Source organism: Maribacter dokdonensis DSW-8, from assembly GCF_001447995.1.
Taxonomy (GTDB): domain Bacteria; phylum Bacteroidota; class Bacteroidia; order Flavobacteriales; family Flavobacteriaceae; genus Maribacter; species Maribacter dokdonensis.
This window is the reverse complement of record NZ_LDPE01000003.1, coordinates 80,870-99,328: the sequence shown is the minus strand read 5'-3', so window position 1 is coordinate 99,328 and position 18,459 is coordinate 80,870. Positions and strand designations below refer to the sequence as shown.

9 protein-coding genes and 2 tRNA genes are annotated in these 18,459 nt (G+C 37.9%); 10 read left to right on the top strand and 1 reads right to left on the bottom strand.

Annotated elements, in window-relative coordinates:
* Positions 1-168 precede the first annotated feature (168 nt).
* Positions 169-241: transfer RNA gene (locus I600_RS14155), tRNA-Met, on the top strand.
* A 71-nt stretch (positions 242-312) separates the two neighbouring features.
* On the opposite strand, the gene I600_RS19595 is transcribed toward I600_RS14155, so the two are convergent.
* Entirely contained in the window at positions 313-2,628 is a 2,316-nt protein-coding gene (locus I600_RS19595) for a thrombospondin type 3 repeat-containing protein (RefSeq protein ID WP_058105215.1), read from the bottom strand.
* Positions 2,629-2,861: 233 nt separating this feature from the next.
* Between I600_RS19595 and I600_RS19230 the strand changes: the two genes are divergently transcribed.
* The 9 genes from I600_RS19230 to bglX all read left to right on the top strand — a co-directional run bounded on the left by I600_RS19230 (position 2,862) and on the right by bglX (position 18,449).
* Positions 2,862-2,931: transfer RNA gene (locus tag I600_RS19230), tRNA-Ser, on the top strand.
* A 176-nt stretch (positions 2,932-3,107) separates the two neighbouring features.
* On the top strand, positions 3,108-5,864 hold the full coding sequence (locus I600_RS14145; protein ID WP_058105214.1) for a helix-turn-helix and ligand-binding sensor domain-containing protein: 2,757 nt from the start codon (positions 3,108-3,110) through the stop codon (positions 5,862-5,864).
* 263 nt (positions 5,865-6,127) lie between these two features.
* A complete protein-coding gene (locus I600_RS14140) occupies positions 6,128-9,166 on the top strand; it encodes a SusC/RagA family TonB-linked outer membrane protein (protein WP_058105213.1) in 3,039 nt (1,012 codons plus the stop codon).
* Between the two features lie 10 nt (positions 9,167-9,176).
* The gene (locus tag I600_RS14135) at positions 9,177-10,724 is read left to right on the top strand and encodes a RagB/SusD family nutrient uptake outer membrane protein (protein WP_058105212.1); all 1,548 of its coding nucleotides are present in this window, start codon (positions 9,177-9,179) and stop codon (positions 10,722-10,724) included.
* Between the two features lie 12 nt (positions 10,725-10,736).
* Positions 10,737-12,536 (top strand): LamG-like jellyroll fold domain-containing protein, encoded by a 1,800-nt coding sequence (locus I600_RS14130; RefSeq protein WP_058105211.1) that lies wholly within the window; start codon positions 10,737-10,739, stop codon positions 12,534-12,536.
* Between the two features lie 44 nt (positions 12,537-12,580).
* Positions 12,581-13,939 carry a glucoamylase family protein gene (locus tag I600_RS14125; protein ID WP_058105210.1) on the top strand — a complete coding sequence of 453 codons (1,359 nt, stop codon included), beginning with the start codon at positions 12,581-12,583 and terminating at the stop codon, positions 13,937-13,939.
* Positions 13,940-14,022: 83 nt separating this feature from the next.
* Positions 14,023-15,372, top strand: a complete 1,350-nt coding sequence (locus tag I600_RS14120; protein WP_058105355.1) for a glucoamylase family protein — start codon at positions 14,023-14,025, stop codon at positions 15,370-15,372.
* Positions 15,362-16,156, top strand: a complete 795-nt coding sequence (locus I600_RS14115) for a carboxylesterase family protein (protein WP_058105209.1) — start codon at positions 15,362-15,364, stop codon at positions 16,154-16,156. Before I600_RS14120 ends, I600_RS14115 begins: the two co-directional genes overlap by 11 nt.
* A 22-nt stretch (positions 16,157-16,178) precedes the next feature.
* Positions 16,179-18,449 (top strand): beta-glucosidase BglX, encoded by a 2,271-nt coding sequence (gene bglX / locus I600_RS14110; protein WP_058105208.1) that lies wholly within the window; start codon positions 16,179-16,181, stop codon positions 18,447-18,449.
* Positions 18,450-18,459 lie beyond the last annotated feature (10 nt).

The following is an 18,459-nucleotide window of genomic DNA, read 5'->3' as shown; positions in this document are numbered from 1 at the left end:
ATTTAAAGTTTTTTAAAAGATAATGCTCCCAAAAAATATTCTTTAAATAAGTTTTGAAAATAGAGAAAATGTATTGTATATTTGCACCCCGCTACGAATAGTAGCACACCTTTATCTCGTCAGCTTAATGACCTGAAGTTGCAAAACAAGTGAGATAAGAACCCATATCGCGGGGTAGAGCAGTAGGTAGCTCGTCGGGCTCATAACCCGAAGGTCGCTGGTTCGAGTCCAGTCCCCGCTACTAAGAAAAAAAGCCACTGAATTATCAGTGGCTTTTTCTATTTATTACTTTAAATTTAATTTCAATTTTATCTAATATCCACAGTCAAGAGAAAACGTGGTTCCATTCGGAAAACGATATTGACTACCTGTCCAATTATTTTCTGAATATACTGGGTCATCTACTTCAATACAGTTTAAAAAATCTTCGAATTCAATATTAATTGAAACCAATTTTTCATTGTTCCCATTTTTTAAATCTATTCCGATTAAATTACTATTATCAAAATAAATATTTTCTAATGCCGGACATTTAGAGAGATTGATAAATTCTGAATTAGAATAATTAGAAATATCAATATTTTTAAGATTAGGATTATTTAAATTTTCTATTCCGCTATAAAGAGCAGCCGTAAAAAAAACAGTTATACTTTCTAATAAAGGATTTTTAGATAAGTCGCTTAATCTATAACCACCATCTTTTAAATAAATACTTTTTAATTTTAAATTATTAGTAAAATCAAAATAATCACTAAAAACTTCATCATAACCAACTGATTCCAAATTTGGTGCCTGACTAAAATCAGGGGATGGAACACTGACTGGTGCATCTTGAGAAATCATGGTTATATTTTTCAATTTATTATTATTTTCTAAAAGTAAATGTGCAGGTCCATAAATACTTGAAATAGATGTTAATTCTTCCATTCCCCTTAAATCCAAAGTAGCTTCATTAAATCTATCCCTCCAATTAATAACAAGCTTTTGAAGCGAAGAAAACTCCTTCAAACCTGTAAAATCATCTGGGTAATAGCCAAATTGGGTATCAAATGTAAACTCGGTAATACTTGAAATATTATTAGTCAAAACATAATCATCCAAAATATCATCGTAACCTAATGAAATTAATCCTTGTTCAAATTCATCATCTGGTATGAAAGTAATTTGACAACCATTGCTATTTACGGGCACTCCCATAATCGTATTCAAACAATCATCTTCAGAATCCATTATTCCATCACTATCCTCATCTAAACTTAAAGTAGTTTCTGAGTATTCAATTGAATAAGATTGGTTCCCATATTTATCCTCCATTTCAAACCTATAATAATAAATAGTATTTGGAGTAAGCTCTGTCAATTCCTTACCATGGGTTGAATAGTTAAATGACAATTCATGTGTACTACTGTCTGTATAATTTCCACTAACTTTACCATAATCAACCTTAAACATTGAATATTCCGACAACTCCGCGATAATTTTAAATGAAGTCGCCGTTAGATTTGTTACGTACTGAGATACTACAGAAGGTGCTTCAGTATCATTTTGACTTTCTGAACATCCTTTTTCATCTACCTCTTCTCCTTCTGTAGTATTTGGACATTCATCTTCGTTATCACTTACACCGTCATTGTCAGCGTCTAATTGAGAAGGTGAACATCCTTTTTCGTCCACAGATTCTCCAGAAGGAGTATTTGTACATTCATCCAAATCATCGTTTACACCATCACTATCAGTATCCAATTGGCTAACAGAACAACCATTACCGTCTACAATCTCACCTGGAGGTGTATCGGGGCAATCATCTACATTATCTGTTACTCCATCACCATCGCTATCTGTCTGACTAAATGAACAACCATTTTCATCTACTGGTTCTCCTGAAGGAGTATTTGGACAAGTATCCTTATCATTAGTAACTCCATCACCATCAATTTCACCTTCAGTACAACCGTCGGCATTTACTTCGGCACCTTCCGGTGATTGAGAACATTGATCTACGTCATCAAAAATACCATCACCATCGCTATCTAATTGAGAAAGTGAACATCCATTATCATCAACTTGTTCTCCCTGAAAAGTACTTGGACATAAATCTACATCATCAAAAATACCATCGCCATCATTATCTATTTGAGATATAGAACATCCATTGTCGTCCACTTCTTCACCTTCAGGTGTATTTCCACATTGATCAATATCATCAAAAACACCATCGCCATCACTATCTAATTGAGAAAGAGAACAACCACTCTCATTGACTTCCTCTCCATTGGGTGTATCTGAGCATAAATCCATATTATCATAGATACCATCACCATCAATATCCGATTTCTCAAAAATAGCTGTAAGCTGCTTATCAGAATTCATCATTAAAGTAATTATACTTAATGTATCCGAAGATGCTCCCGCCCAATTTCTAAATACATAACCTTCTTTACTAATTGCTGTTACTTTTATTTCCGAACCTGATGAAAATTCAGCGTCAGCAGGTGACACCGTTCCACTTTCTTCGGGTTGAACAGAAGTTGACAATTTAAACCTCTCGATTTCATCGGTTGAACATGAATTTAAAAAAAAAATAACTATAAAAGTGAAAAACAGAATTTTGGAAAGAGTATTCCCCATTATGATAAATTTTAATTATTGATTTGATGGGGGATGCACAATATTATAGAAAACGATAAATTTTAGATATTTATAATAGTTGAAATACTTCAATCAACGATAAACGAACATTGTGGAGAAATAACATTAACAAATAAATCGAAAGTTAAAAAATACCACTATTTTTATTTAAAATTGATAAATAATCTGCGTACACGGAAACGTACACGTTTTCATTACTACAAGTCAATAAAAACGGGGAAAACGGAAGTTTTTGGTGAGCTCATAACCCGAAGGTCGCTGGTTCGAGTCCAGTCCCCGCTACTAAAACAAAAACCTCTGAGATTTCAGAGGTTTTTTTATGCAGTGAATTCTCCTAAAGGGTTTTTGTCCAATTTCAAATTAGCACCCTTAAACTTTATATTATTTTCATTAAGTTTTATTGAAGGTTGGTTTAACTTACCTTTAATGACTCCTTATTAAACATGTTTATCTAAAAGATGAAAACTAGATTATTTCTTATCATCACCTTGTGCATTATTCCTTTGTGGAGTAATGGGCAAAACCTTTCCCCTCCAATTCAGAATTACAGTAGCTATGAATACAATGCCGCTAGTAAAAATTGGGGACTAACTATTGATGAGAACGGTGAATTATATGTGGCAAACAACATAGGCTTGCTTCACTTTAATGGCGAAAGTTGGACACTAAACAAACTGCCCAATAAAACGATAATACGCTCAACCGCATATGTAAATGGAAAAATTTATACCGGCTCTTATGAAGAATTCGGATTTTGGAAAATGAATCCATACGGTTCATTAGAATACACCTCTTTAACCCATTTAATAAAAGAACACGAATTTACAAACGAGGAGTTCTGGCAAATAATACCTCTTAACAATACCATCATATTTCGGTCATTTTCAACCGTATATATTTACCGAAACAATGAAATAACAGTTTTAGATGCTCCTTTTGTTGTTACAAATATTGCCAAGTATAAAAACGAGATTATTGTTGCCGGTGAACAACGTAGATTATATCGTATTAAAGACAATACACTTGCTCCCTTGGAATCTCAGGAAATATTGGAAGGAAAAACTATTGTAGATATGGTTTCCTTTGGAGACGATCTACTTATCGGCACCAAACTTAATGGTTGTTATATGCTCACCAATGGTCTAATAGCTCCATTGGACGACTCAATAAACAACGAGCTGAAAGACCACCAACTGAACAAAGTATTGTCTCTCGACAAAAATACAATTGCATTTGGCACTATTAAAAACGGCATCTATACGTATGATGTTAAGCACAATACCTTTCAAAACCTCAACAAAGCACTGGGACTGCAGAACAATACCGTTTTGGCCATGCTGCATTATAAAGAACAATTATGGCTGGGTCTAGATAATGGTATAGATAAAATTCAATTGAAAAACCCTATTACTTATTATACCGACCATTCAGGTGTTTTAGGTACCGTTTATGATCTTGTAGACCATGAGGGCGAGCTATATTTGGGCAGTAATACCGGTATTTATCATTTTAAGGATGACCAGTTGCAATTTGTACCTGGATCACAGGGGCATGTTTGGGATTTGGAAATTATAGACGGAGATTTATTCTGTGGTCATAACACAGGTACTTTCATTTTAAAAAATGATAAGCTCAACAAAGTGTCCGACATTTCCGGGGGGTATCAAATAGCCAAAATCCCTGAAACACAATCTTCTTATATTCAGGGTACATATACCGGTTTAGCAAATTTTAAAAAGAGGGAAAACGGAAATTGGATCACCAGCCGTATCACCGGCATTGACTTTCCCGTAAAGCAATTATGTTTTGAAAACGCTACAACTTTATGGGCGGCACATCCATATAAAGGGCTTTTTAAAATAACCATGAACGGTACGCACACAAAAGTGCTGGCAACAACAGAAATTAAAACTGGTGCCATACCCAACACTTACAACATCAAATTGTACAATATTAAAAACCAAATTATACTATCTAGTGAAGGTAATTGGTTCAAATATGATCCAATAGCTGATATTATATCTGAATTTGAAGAGTTTAAAGATTATGTAAATATGGATCTTGTCAACTATAATTCAACAAGTTATTGGTTTTTTGATAATGATAATCAGAAAAAAATTATTCATACAGACCTTGGTGATAATCAATTTACATTAGATGATGCCCTTCTTAGAAAAAGACTTGCTATAGAAACGGAAACCATAGTAAACTATAATGATTCCATATACTATTTTACCCTTACCGACGGTTTTGGAAAACTTAACTTGAATAAATTTGAAAATGAATTAAAAAATGTAGCATTACCAATACCCAGATTAAGTTCTTTTCAAGATGAAAAAGAAACGTATCTATTAAATAATTCAAGTTTTAAAATACCCTTTAACAAATCCAAATCTTTACTTATTAATGTCTCCGCTGGCAGTATTAAACAGTATACCTATTTCTATGAACTTACGGGCACAATTGATCAGTCTAACTATTTGGATAATGGTACAATTCAACTTCAAAACTTACCCTTTGGAGATTACACGTTAAAAGTTCATACCGTTAGTATTGGTAATGAACTATCTGCCCCAAAGATTATTGAATTTAAAATTTTGAGGCCTTGGTATTTTTCCAATTGGAGTTTATTGGGCTATCTACTATTGATTATTGCGGCCATTCTTTTAGTCCGCTGGTATAATAGGCAAAAATTGACTAAAAAGCATAACCAACTAAAGGTTCAAATGCAACGGGAACAAGATGAACGTTTGGCACAAATAGAGAAAGAAAAATTAGAAAAAGAAATTAAGAGAAAACAGACAGAACTGGCAAGAACCACCATGAGTGTTGCCAAAAAGAACGAATTGATCATAGAGCTAAAAGATATGATCGCTTTAAATCAAGAAGCCTTTAGCAACAAACAGCGCTTTAAGTCGCTATCTAAAAAACTTGATAGCTCTTTGGATGAAGACCAAGACTGGAAACATTTTGAAGTAAGTTTTAAAGAACTGCATGAAGATTTTTTTGAAAATCTTTTAAAGAAATATCCAAAATTAACACCCAAGGATTTAAGATTATGTGCTTATCTCAAAATGAATCATACCACAAAAGAGATTGCTCCGTTAATGGGTATTTCTGTTCGTGGTGTTGAGATCCACAGATATCGTCTTCGCAAAAAATTGAATATAGACAGCTCGCAAAACCTATCTAATTACCTCATTAAATTTAAATAAAACATCAATTAATGGTTTTTACAACCACCACTCGTATTAAGAATGCGTTAATTAGCTACATCATTACTACATCAAAACGTTAATTTTTACTTTTCCATTAACACATTTACTACTGCAAAACCCCATAATCAAGGCTTTTCACGCACTACACACTATTGATGTACTTTTTATGTAGTTCAATAAAATTTAACTGCTCCTTGTTTTGATAACTTGCTATCAAAATTAACAACTTGATAATTTTACAACTCAATTTTTAAACAATTATGAAAATAGGAATCAAATTTTTAACATTCTGCATTTTAATGACCCACTTGGCGGTTTTTGCGCAAAATGGAATTTCGGTTTCGGGAACTGTTATTGACGAAGGTGGTCAACCATTACCTGGTGCAAGTATTATAATTAAAGGTACTACTACAGGAACCCAAACTGATTTTGACGGTCTATATGTTTTAAACGATGTACCTAGTGATGGTACTCTAGTAATCAGTTACATTGGCTACTCTTCCCAAGAAGTTTTGGTGAACGGTCAATCAACTATTGACATCAGCTTATCTGAAGATTCTCAAACTTTAGATGAAGTGGTTGTCGTGGGTTACGGTACTCAGAAAAAGGCAGATCTTACTGGATCTATTACGACCATTAAAACAGAAGATATCACTAGAACGCCAACGAGTGCGGCCATGCAATCCTTACAGGGTAAAGTGGCAGGTCTTCAGGTAGTAAGTAGCGGAGCTCCCGGTACAGGACCAACAATTAGGGTTCGTGGTATTGGATCATATGTGGGTGGCGCATCTGACCCACTATATGTAGTTGATGGCACATTTTTCGATGACATCGATTTTCTTAATACAGAGGATATTGAAACTATCTCTGTTCTTAAGGATGCCTCTGCCTCCGCAATATACGGGGTACGTGCCGCTAATGGTGTAGTTTTGATCGAAACCAAATCGGGTAAAATCAACCAAAAACCAGAAATTACATATAATGGTTACCAAGGGGTACAAATAGCACAAAATGTGGTTACACTTTCAAACAGCGAACAGTTCGCCACCTTGGCAAGAGAATCTGGTTCTGCTGCCGAAGCACAGTCTATTGAAAATGCCATACAACGATATGGAAGAAGTAGAATCAACCCAAATGTACCAGATGTCAACACAGACTGGTACGATTTAATTTTGCGTCATGCCCTGCAACAGAACCATAGTATTGGTGTTGCCGGTGGTACGGAATCCGTAACATATTCATTAGGCTTAAACTACTTTGAACAAGAAGGTATTTTGAACATGAAGAATGATTACGAAAGGTTCAATATTAGGTCTAAGGTAAATGTGGATATTACCGATCGCTTAGATATTGGTATCTCTACCCTTTTTAGCAATGCTACAAGTTATAGACCGGAAAACACGGCTTTTGCTTTGGCATATTATGCAACGCCTACAATGCCTGTACTAGATCCTTCTAAAACAGATGCATACCCTAAACCTTATGCGAATGCACAAGATTTAGGATACAGAGGTACGCAGAATCCTTTTCCTATAATGGAAAATACCGAGAACCGAGACAAGATCAGAAATACCTTGACTACGGTTAACCTGAACTATCAATTAGTTCCGGATAAACTAACACTTAAAACTGCTTTTTACCACAACTTTGAAACTACCGAAACTAGAGAGGTAGACTTACCTTATTTTTTCGGAAATGGTAACGCATTTAGGGAAAATGCTGAATTGGTGAAAAGAAATGCCACTTTCTCCGAGCAAACTTGGGACAACACATTAACCTATGACGATAGTTATGGCAAACATAACCTAACGGCATTGGTAGGCACTTCTTACAGAGACCGTTCTTATGAGCAATTAGAGGCAAAAGGTCTTAATTTCCCTAACGGACCAGGTATTGGTGATGAGTCTTATTTTCTAGATCTTGCCAATTCTATTGATGTAGCTGGTGTTGGTGATGACGGCCTTAGACAATATTTCTTCTCTTACTTTGGTCGTGTTGCATATAACTATGACAGCAAATACCTTATTTATGGAACATTTAGAGCTGACGGTACTAGTAAATACCAAGAAAAATGGGGCTATTTCCCTACCGTTGGTGTGGGTTGGGTACTATCTGAAGAATCTTTTTTAGAGAACAGCAACATAATAGACTTTTTAAAATTAAGAGCCAGTTGGGGAGAATTGGGTAATGCCAATGTAGACTCGAGTACCGGCGGAATTACATCTGAAGCCGTAGATGCTGCCTTTGGTGATGTTCGTTATCCAGGCTTAGTAACCAGCAGTGATTTTGAAGCCCTAAAGTGGGAGGTTACTGCAGAAACCAACGTAGGTTTAACCGCCAGATTATTCGATAATAAATTAACGATCGATTCTGATTACTACGTAAGGGAAACTCGTGATGCGGTTATACCGGTATCTAGATTGTTAGTACCAGGCGAAACCAGACAGAACGTGGGCGTTATTAGAAACTCTGGTTTTGAAATAGTTGCCAATTGGAATCAGAAAGTATCGGACAACTTTAATTTTAGTGTTGGGGGTAATTTTTCAACTCTTGATAATGAGGTATTGGACTTAGCGGGACAAGAAAATCTAACTTCCGGTGGCGACACTGCCCAACGTACCGTTGTTGGCGGCACCATTAATCCGTTCTTCGGACTAAAAGTAGACGGTGTTTACCAGACCGATGAAGAAATTTTATCGGATCCTGCGGCACAGGCTGCAATTGCAAATGGTTTAACCGTAGCACCAGGAGATTTAAAATTCGTTGATCAAAACGGAGATATGGTAATTGATGCCCAAGATAGAGTGGATCTTGGCTCATATCTTCCAACATATTCTTTCGGATTCAATTTTGGAATGAATTATAAAGCGTGGGATTTTAATTTAAATGTAATTGGTCAAGGCGGTAATGTCATTGCCAACCAAAAACGTTTTGCCATTCGCCAGACACCAGATGCCAATATAGATAGAGATTTCGCCGTAAATAGATGGAACGGTGCCGGTAGTACCAATAGCTATCCATCGGCAAGAGGAATCAGAAATCCTTGGAGCAACCAATTCTTAAGCAGTTTTTTTGTTGAAAAGGGAGATTTTGTAAGACTACAGAACGTAACATTAGGGTATACGCTACCAAAACTTAATAGCAAATTCAATCCTGATATTAGATTCTATATCACTGCAGAGCGTCCATTGACATTCTTCAACTATAACGGATTTACTCCTGAAGTTTCTGATGGTAGAGATACACAGACCTATCCTATACCTGGTGTATACACCTTTGGCGTAAATATTAAAATTTAAACATACAGCTATGAAATATATAAAAGTTAACAAACTAACAGTGCTTTTAGCCTTTCTAGGTACTGTACTAATAGGTTGCTCAGACGATCTGGATCAACCGGAACTGAATAATAATTTTGCGGGAGGAACCGATTTCTCCCAAACCGATGATATGATTTTTTCATTGATCGGAGTCTACCAATCTGTTGCAGATAGAGGTTGGGAACAGCCACTAGTGGTAGCCACTAGAGGTGATGATGTCAACGCAGCGGGTGACCAACAAGGTCTAAAAAATCAAGACCGTTACGTGTACGACAACTCCTTTTTTGGATCAAGAACCTTATGGGAAACGTATTATGGCGATATCATAGGTGCACATACCGGTATGGAGCAGATAGAGAGGTATATGGAGTTTGCAGATGATGAGGGCATCGCTTTAGGCAATCAATATATCGCCGAGGCAAAAGTTTTACGTGCCGTGCTGCTTTTTCAACTATCACAAGTGTATGGTTCGGTATTCATTCCTACCTCATCAAACTTAAATGATTTTGCAGACGTAACATCCGTACCTAGTAAAGATGAAGTTATGCAACACATTTCCGATCAAATGGACGAAGCAATTCCGTTCTTGCTTGACCTAAGACCAAATGAAAGAACTGACCTACCTGGCGGCGTTACCAAGTACACCGGTTTAATGATTAAGGCAGAGGCAAATCAAGAACTAAAAAACTACCAAGCCGTAGCTGATGCAACTGGTGAAATTATTGCTTCTGGCAAGTTCAGTTTGTTCCCAGATTATTACGAACTGTTTAAAACTCCCGGTAAACTAAGCGACGAAAATTTATTTGAATTTCAATACTCGGATTTCGGCAATGGTGAGGGTGATAGGGTAAGCCACTTGTACGCTCCATATGGTCCAAACTCATGGAATCCGGAGGTTGATGGTTCTAGTAATGGCTGGGGATTCTTTGAACCTAGCTTAAAATATATAGAATTCATGTTGGACAGGGGCGAGACCGATCGTCTGGAAACTTCGGTTTTCTTTAGTCAAAAGGGTATAGACAGTTTGATCGCTACTACGCCTTATACCTCGGAAACGCTACCTTCATTTGTATCTCCCATTACCAGGGATGGTGATGAAAATACTTCAACGGTTCGTTCCATATTTTCAAGTGGAAAACACTATTTACCTACCAATCAATTAATACCTGGCCGTACGGCTTATGGCAGTAACAAGAACAACATTGTTTTTCGTTACTCAGAAACATTACTAATGTATGCCGAAGCTCTAGTTCAAGGTGCCAATAATTCTGTAATGACTGCAGATGAGGCGGTAAACCAAGTAAGGGCAAGAGCAAATATGGCTCCATTAAGCGGTGTTACCCTTGATCAGATCGTAGATGAAAAATATGCAGAACTTTCAATGGAATGGGGAAAGCGTTTTTTCGATATGGTACGCTTGGGCAGGTATGATGAACTAAGTTTTGATGGCAGAACATTTACGGAAGACAAGGCTTTTGTAACCTATCATCAAGATCAGATAGACGAGTTTCCAATATTAGGTGAAATAGCAAACTAAAAACCAACTACAATGAAATATTTTAAACACATTATTACCTTTTGGTTGGCTGCCTTTATTTTGGTAGCCTGCGAAGATGGTATAGATTCTCTTACCGAAGTTGACCCAGGCGCAGATGAAACGGCTCCTAGCATTACCATTACATCTCCAACAGAAGGTTTGGCAGTAAAAGTTAATGAAGAATTAGCAACTATTACCATAAAATTTGAAGCTCAAGATGATATAGAATTAGCTTCTGTCAACGTTGCTTTAGATGGAACAACTATTAAAAGCTATGCTGATTTTCTGGATTACAGAAGGTTGGTAGTTGATGATTTGGTTTATGATCAATTAGCGGATGGCGATCATGTTCTTACCGTAACGGCCACAGACCTAGATGGTAAAACTACTAACGGCACTGTCAATTTTACAAAAGAGCCAGCCTATGTTATTAAATATCCTGGTGAAATTTTATATATGCCTTTTGATGGCGCGTATGTTGACCTGATCAGTTTTGAAGAAGCCGAAGAATTTGGTACCCCTTCTATTAGTGAAGATAACATTGCTGGAGACGGCGCTTACCAAGGTGCAACCGATACGTATTTGACCTTAGACCCTGATCGATTCAAGAATGCAGAATTCAGTGCTATCTTTTGGATGAAAATCAACAGTTCTCCCGATCGTGCAGGTGTATTGACTATGAGTGCGCCTCTAGTGAATGGCGCAGACAATGACCTTTCTAAAGGATTTAGATTTTTCCGCGAAAATGCTAATGGCAATCAACGTTTTAAATTAAATGTAGGTTCTGGTGATGCAGGTACTTGGTTTGATGGCGGCGAGGCTGCAGACGTAGATCCTTCTTCAGGAGAATGGGTAAACTTCGCATTTACCATTTCCGGTGCTGAAGCCGTAGTATATATTGACGGTCAAATTGCCAGTGAAGGTGCTTTTAGCGGAATTGATTGGACAGATGTTAACGTGCTTTCTATCATGTCTGGCGCCCCTAACTTTACAGCATGGGGTCACTTGTCAGATGAAAGCTTAATGGATGAACTTCGTATTTTCAACAGAGCAATTTCTCAAGATGAAGTTCAACAAATAATGGCAGATGACTCTGGTGAATTCGTTTCTTCCTACCCTCCTACTTTTGATGGTGAAATGTTCTATATGCCTTTTGATGGTAGTTACAACGAACGTTTTAGAGACATTGACGCTACCGTTGTAGGTACACCTGGTTATGCAGGTGAAAGCGTAGAAGGTGATAATGCTTATGCCGGTGCAGCAGATTCTTATTTAACGTTTCCAACGAATGAATCCGGAGCACTTACTACAGAAGAATTTAGTGCAACATTATGGTACAAATTGAATGCAGACCCAACAAGAGGTTCCATCTTAGTTATGGGTCCAGAAGATGTGGACAACGCAGGTTACCCAGATGTACAGAACAAACGCACAAACGGATTCCGATTCTTTAGGGAAGGTGATGCAACAAGACAAGTATTTAAGTTGAATGTGGGTAATGGTGACGGTGAATCTTGGTTTGATGGTGGCGATGCGGCTGCACTGGATCCTACTACTACAGACTGGGTGCACTTGGCTTTTACCATCTCCGGTAATGAATGTGTTGTTTACTTTGATGGAGAAGTAGTTTCCCAAGGTGATTTTACAGGCGTAGATTGGACAGGTTGTGATCTATTATCCATAGGTTCAGGCGCTCCAAGGTTTACAGAATGGGGACATGGTTTTGACCTTAGTTTTATTGATGAGCTAAGATTATACAACAAAGCACTGACCCAACAAGAAATTCAAGATATAAGACAAGCAGGTCTTTAAGCACGATAATAGTTTAGTTTAAATTAGTTAATGTAGTAGATTTTATGAGGTTATTTTTAATTTCAATGACCATTGCGACTTTGTTAGTGGGTTGCAATGGTCAATCCTCTAAGTCCAAACTTAGAGATCAAGACAAGCAAAAAGAAGATATCAAATTAACGGATGAACAATTATTGGATTCCATACAAAAGCAGACATTCAATTATTTTTGGGAAGGTGCAGAACCTACTTCAGGGCTGGCAAGAGAAAGAATTCACTTAGATGATATTTATCCAACCCACCACAAGGATATTATTACCATAGGTGGTTCAGGTTTTGGTGTAATGGCAATTTTAGTTGGTATTGAAAGAGAATTCATAACACGTGAAATGGGTCTTGAAAGATTGGAAAAAGCTGTAGATTTTCTTGACAATGCCGATCGTTTTCATGGCGCATGGCCACACTGGCTTACTCCAGATGGTAAAATGACTCCGTTCAGCAAAAAAGATAATGGAGGAGACCTGGTAGAAACCGCATTTCTTATTGAAGGCTTATTGACCGTTAAAGAATATTTTAAAGACGGTAATGAACGTGAACAAGCACTTGCCCAACACATACAACAACTATGGGAAGAGGTGGAATGGGATTGGTACACCAAAGGTGAAAACGTACTGTACTGGCACTGGTCCCCGGAGTATGAATGGGATATGAACTTCCCAGTAGGTGGGTACAACGAAGCTTTGATCATGTACATTTTGGCAGCGGCATCTCCTACCCATCCTATCAAAAAAGAAGTTTATGACAAAGGCTGGGCTAGAAATGGCGCTATAACAAAAGATACCACTTTTTACGGTCTACCCACCGTTTTAGATCATTATGAAAGTGATGCATCTCCCGTAGGTCCTATGTTCTGGGCTCACTATTCTTTTACCGGTTTAAACCCAAAAGGTTTAAAAGACCAATATGCAGATTACTGGGAATTGAACCATAATCATACCATGATACAGTACAAATATGCCGTTGACAACCCTAAGAATTTCAAAGGGTACGGAGAAGACCTTTGGGGGCTTACGTCTAGCTATTCTATTAAAGGATATGACGGACATAGACCAGATAGGGATATCAGCGTTATTTCCCCAACTGCAGCACTGTCTTCCATGCCATATGCCCCTAAGGAAAGTATGGCATTTTTAAGAAACCTGTACACCAACCATGATACGCTTGTGGGTAAATACGGTCCATATGACGCCTTTAGTTTGGAAAAAAACTGGGTTTTGCCTAGATATTTAGCTATTGACCAAGGTCCTATTCCGGTGATGATAGAAAATCATAGAAGCGGATTATTCTGGATGCTTTTTATGACCAACAAAGACGTAATTAACGGGTTGGATAAATTAGGATTTTCAGTAGCATCTACAAAATGAAGGGCAAAAACCGACATAGGTACCAAAAGAAAGCACTCCAAAAGGCGTTCGCTATATTCTTGGGAATCTTAACGATGACGGTAATGGCGTGCTCCTCATCGGAACCCGATGCCCCAACTGGGCAATCTGAGCTACCGGAAACACCAACAGAGCCAGAACCAGACCCTGAAGTACCCGAAATTACGGATGAGGAACTTTTAGACCTTACCCAACGAGAAACCTTCAAATACTTTTGGGATTATGCCGAAGCAAACTCTGGTGCGGCACGTGAACGTTTTCATCCCAATGAACCATCTAACGACCCAAATACAGTTAGTATTGGCGGTACAGGTTTTGGTTTAATGGCATTGATCATCGGAGCAGAAAGAGGTTTTATTAGCAGAAACGAATCTGTACAACGTATTGATCAAATCTTAAGTTTTCTGGAAACTGCTGATCGTTTTCACGGTGCGTGGCCACACTGGCTAGATGGCACCAATGGTACCGTTAGACCTTTTAGCGAAATGGATAATGGTGGCGACCTTGTAGAAACTGCATTTTTGGCGCAAGGCTTGATCTGCATTAAAGAATATTTTAAAGATGGTGACGATACCGAAAAGTCTTTAGCGAATAAAGCTGATACCCTTTGGAAAGGGGTTGAGTGGAACTGGTACACGCAAGATAAAAATAGCCTGTACTGGCACTGGAGTCCCAATTTTGGTTTTGATATCAACTTAGAACTTAAAGGGTATAATGAAGTAATGATTGCCTATATAATGGCTGCCGCTTCACCTGAATATTCCATTGAAAAAAAGGTGTATACCAACGGTTGGGCATCTAACGGGGCTATTAATGATGCTACCAGTGCATATAATATTCCATTAGTGGTGGATCACGCAGGAAACTCCCCTAATGGCGGACCATTATTTTTTTCGCATTATTCTTATTTAGGGCTGCGGCCACAAAACTTGAACGACGAATTTGTTGATTATGGTACTGCGGCCATCAACCATGCTAAAATCAATTATCTGTACTGCGTAGAAAATCCTAAAAATTTCATTGATTATGGCGAAAATTGCTGGGGATTAACGGCTAGCTACTCCAGAAACACAGATGGCACTTTAGGGTATAACGCACATAGCCCAAGTAATGACACAGGCATAATATCTCCAACAGCGGCTATAAGCTCCATTCCTTACACTCCGGAAGAATCCCTAAAAGCGCTACGCTATTTTTATCAGCATAAAGATAAATTATTGGGACCTGCAGGATTTTATGATGCTTTTAGTCCGCAAAACAATTTTTGGGTTGCGGAAGCCTATTTGGCAATTGACCAAGGACCTGAAATCATAATGATAGAAAACTACAGAACGGGCTTACTTTGGAATCTTTTTATGCAGAATGAAGACATTCAAAACGGTCTTAACAAACTAGGTTTTACGTATGAAAAATAAACACTTGCTTCTTCTCGCCATAATTCTTGTGTGCAGCTATACAGCTTTTGCACAAGATACCAGCTTATTTGAAAAGAAAGAATTGATCGTAAAAGGTGATACGTTGCCATATCGAATGCTATACCCAGAAAATTTTGATACGGAAAAAACTTATCCGTTGATCTTATTTTTACATGGTGCAGGTGAAAGAGGCAATGACAACCAAAAACAATTAACACATGGTAGTGCTTTATTTCTTGATCAAAACAATAGAACCAAATTTCCCGCAATTGTTATTATGCCACAATGCCCTAAAGATGATTATTGGGCTCAGGTAAACGTAAATCGTAGCAACTACCCTGTTCAATTGGACTTTCAATTTAAAAAAGGACCAACCAAGGCAATGGACCTTGTGCTGCAATTATTGGAAAATTATGAAAAAGAAGACTTTGTAGATAAAAACAAAACTTATGTCATGGGGCTTTCTATGGGCGGTATGGGCACCTATGAACTTTTAGCAAGACAACCGGACCGTTTTGCTGCCGCAATTGCAATATGTGGAGCGGGCGACGCAACTTACGCAACAAATTACGCGAAGAAAATTCCTGTATGGGCATTTCATGGTGCTCATGATAATGTTGTTGCCCCTTTACAAACAATGGAAATGGTTAGTGCTTTACTACATGAGGGAGCTTTCCCCCGGTTTACCTTATATGATTTTGCCAACCATAATAGTTGGGATCCTGCTTTTACAGAACCAGATTTACTACCATGGCTTTTCTCTAACTCCTTGAACAAAGAATAAAAGGTCATTAAAACCGATATTTATGTCTCATACCTATAAATTACTACCATTACTCCTATTGTCTTTTGCCATTTCTAAAATGTCTGCGCAAGAAACCATACCTGAAGTTGAAGCCTTATTGAGCAAAATGACTTTAGATGAAAAGATAGGACAGCTAAATCTATTGACACCTGGTGGCGGTATTGCTACAGGGTCTGTTGTAAGTGAAAATGTTGAAGCAAAAATAAAAGCTGGTCAAGTAGGTGGTTTATTTGGTGTATCAGGACCAGAGAAAGTTAGGCAAGCACAAGAAATAGCCATAAAAAATTCTAGATTAAAAATTCCGTTATTAATAGGTTCCGATATTATTCATGGTTACAAGACCACCTACCCTATTCCATTGGGCGTAGCTTCTAGTTGGAATATGGAACTAATTGAAAGTGCCGCAAAAATGGCTGCAAAAGAAGCTACCGCAGATGGTATTAACTGGAATTTTTCACCAATGGTAGATATATCCCGTGATGCCAGATGGGGAAGAATTTCTGAAGGTTCTGGCGAAGACCCCTACTTAGGATCGGCTATTGCAAAGGCAATGGTGAAAGGTTACCAAGGTAAAGATTTAAAAAGTGAATTTACCATGATGGCCACGGTTAAGCATTTGGCATTGTACGGTGCCGTTGAAGCTGGGCGTGATTATAATTCGGTTGATATGAGTAAGGTGAAAATGTACAACCAATATCTACCACCGTACCAAGCAGCTGTAGATGCCGGCGTAGGTAGCGCCATGACATCTTTTAATGATATTGACGGTATACCTGCTACTGGGAATAAATGGTTGATTACGGACTTATTAAGAAAGCAGTGGGGCTTTAAAGGTTTTGTTGTTTCTGATTATACTTCTGTAAATGAAATGACCGCGCATGGATTGGGAGATCTGCAAGCTGTTTCTGCCCAAGCAATTAATGCGGGACTTGATATGGATATGGTGGGCGAAGGTTTTTTGACCACACTTAAGAAATCTGTACAAGAAGGCAAGGTAACCGAAGAAGCCATTACCATTGCCTGTAGAAGGATTTTAACCGCAAAGCATCAATTGGGACTATTTGATGACCCTTATAAATACTCGGACACTTCAAGACCTAAAAAGGATATCCTGACCGCAGAAAACAGAGCAGCTGCCAGAAAAATTGCCACACAATCCTTTGTACTTCTCAAAAACGAGAACAACGTACTTCCTTTACAAAAAGATGCTAAAATCGCATTGGTTGGTCCTTTGGCAAATGATAAAAACAATATGCTGGGTACATGGGCACCTACGGGAGACCCTCAGTTATCCATTCCTGTTTTAGAAGGTTTAAAAAATGTAGCTCCAAAAGCTAAGATAACGTACGCCAAAGGGGCAAATATCACCAATGACCCTGAACTGGCTTCACGTGCCAATGTTTTTGGGCTACGCGTAGATATTGACAAACGATCGCCAGATGCCATGATTGCAGAAGCTTTGCAAAACACTAAAAATGCAGACGTCATCGTTGCAGTGGTCGGGGAAGCTTCAGAGTTTGCTGGGGAAGCAGCTAGTAGAACCGAAATATCAATACCTCAGAGTCAAAAAAAATTAATCAATGCCTTGGCAGAGACTGGCAAACCTGTGGTATTGGTACTCTTTAGTGGAAGACCACTGACCATCGCAGAAGAATTTAACCTACCGGTAAATATTCTACAAGTTTGGAACCCTGGTGTTGAAGCCGGTAACGCTATAGCAGATGTGCTTTTTGGAGATTATAATCCGTCAGGTAAATTAACGGCAAGTTGGCCTAGAAACGTGGGGCAAATTCCCATATACCACAGTATGAAAAATACAGGAAGACCAGCACCTACCCATACATTTGAAAAGTTCAAATCCAATTATCTAGATAGTGAACTATCTCCCCTTTTCCCTTTTGGTTATGGGCTGAGTTATACCACATTTGAATATAGTGCAATAGCTGTTGACAAGAAAAAAATAGCACAAGATGAAGCTGTAAATATCTCGTTTACCGTAAAAAACACTGGTGATCATGATGGTGAAGAAGTAGTTCAACTTTACTTAAAAGATGAGGTCCGTAGTATAACACCTCCAAAAAGACAGCTTAAGGGTTTTAAAAAAATATTCCTAAAAAAAGGGGAAAGCCAAAGAGTGACTATCTCACTTTCTGCAAATGATTTAAAGTTCTATAACAGTGAATTAAAATTTGTAGCTGAACCAGGGAAGTTTATTGTTTTTGTAGGTGGAAATTCCAATGCTGAAATGTCTACTGAATTTGAACTGGAATAAATCTTTGATA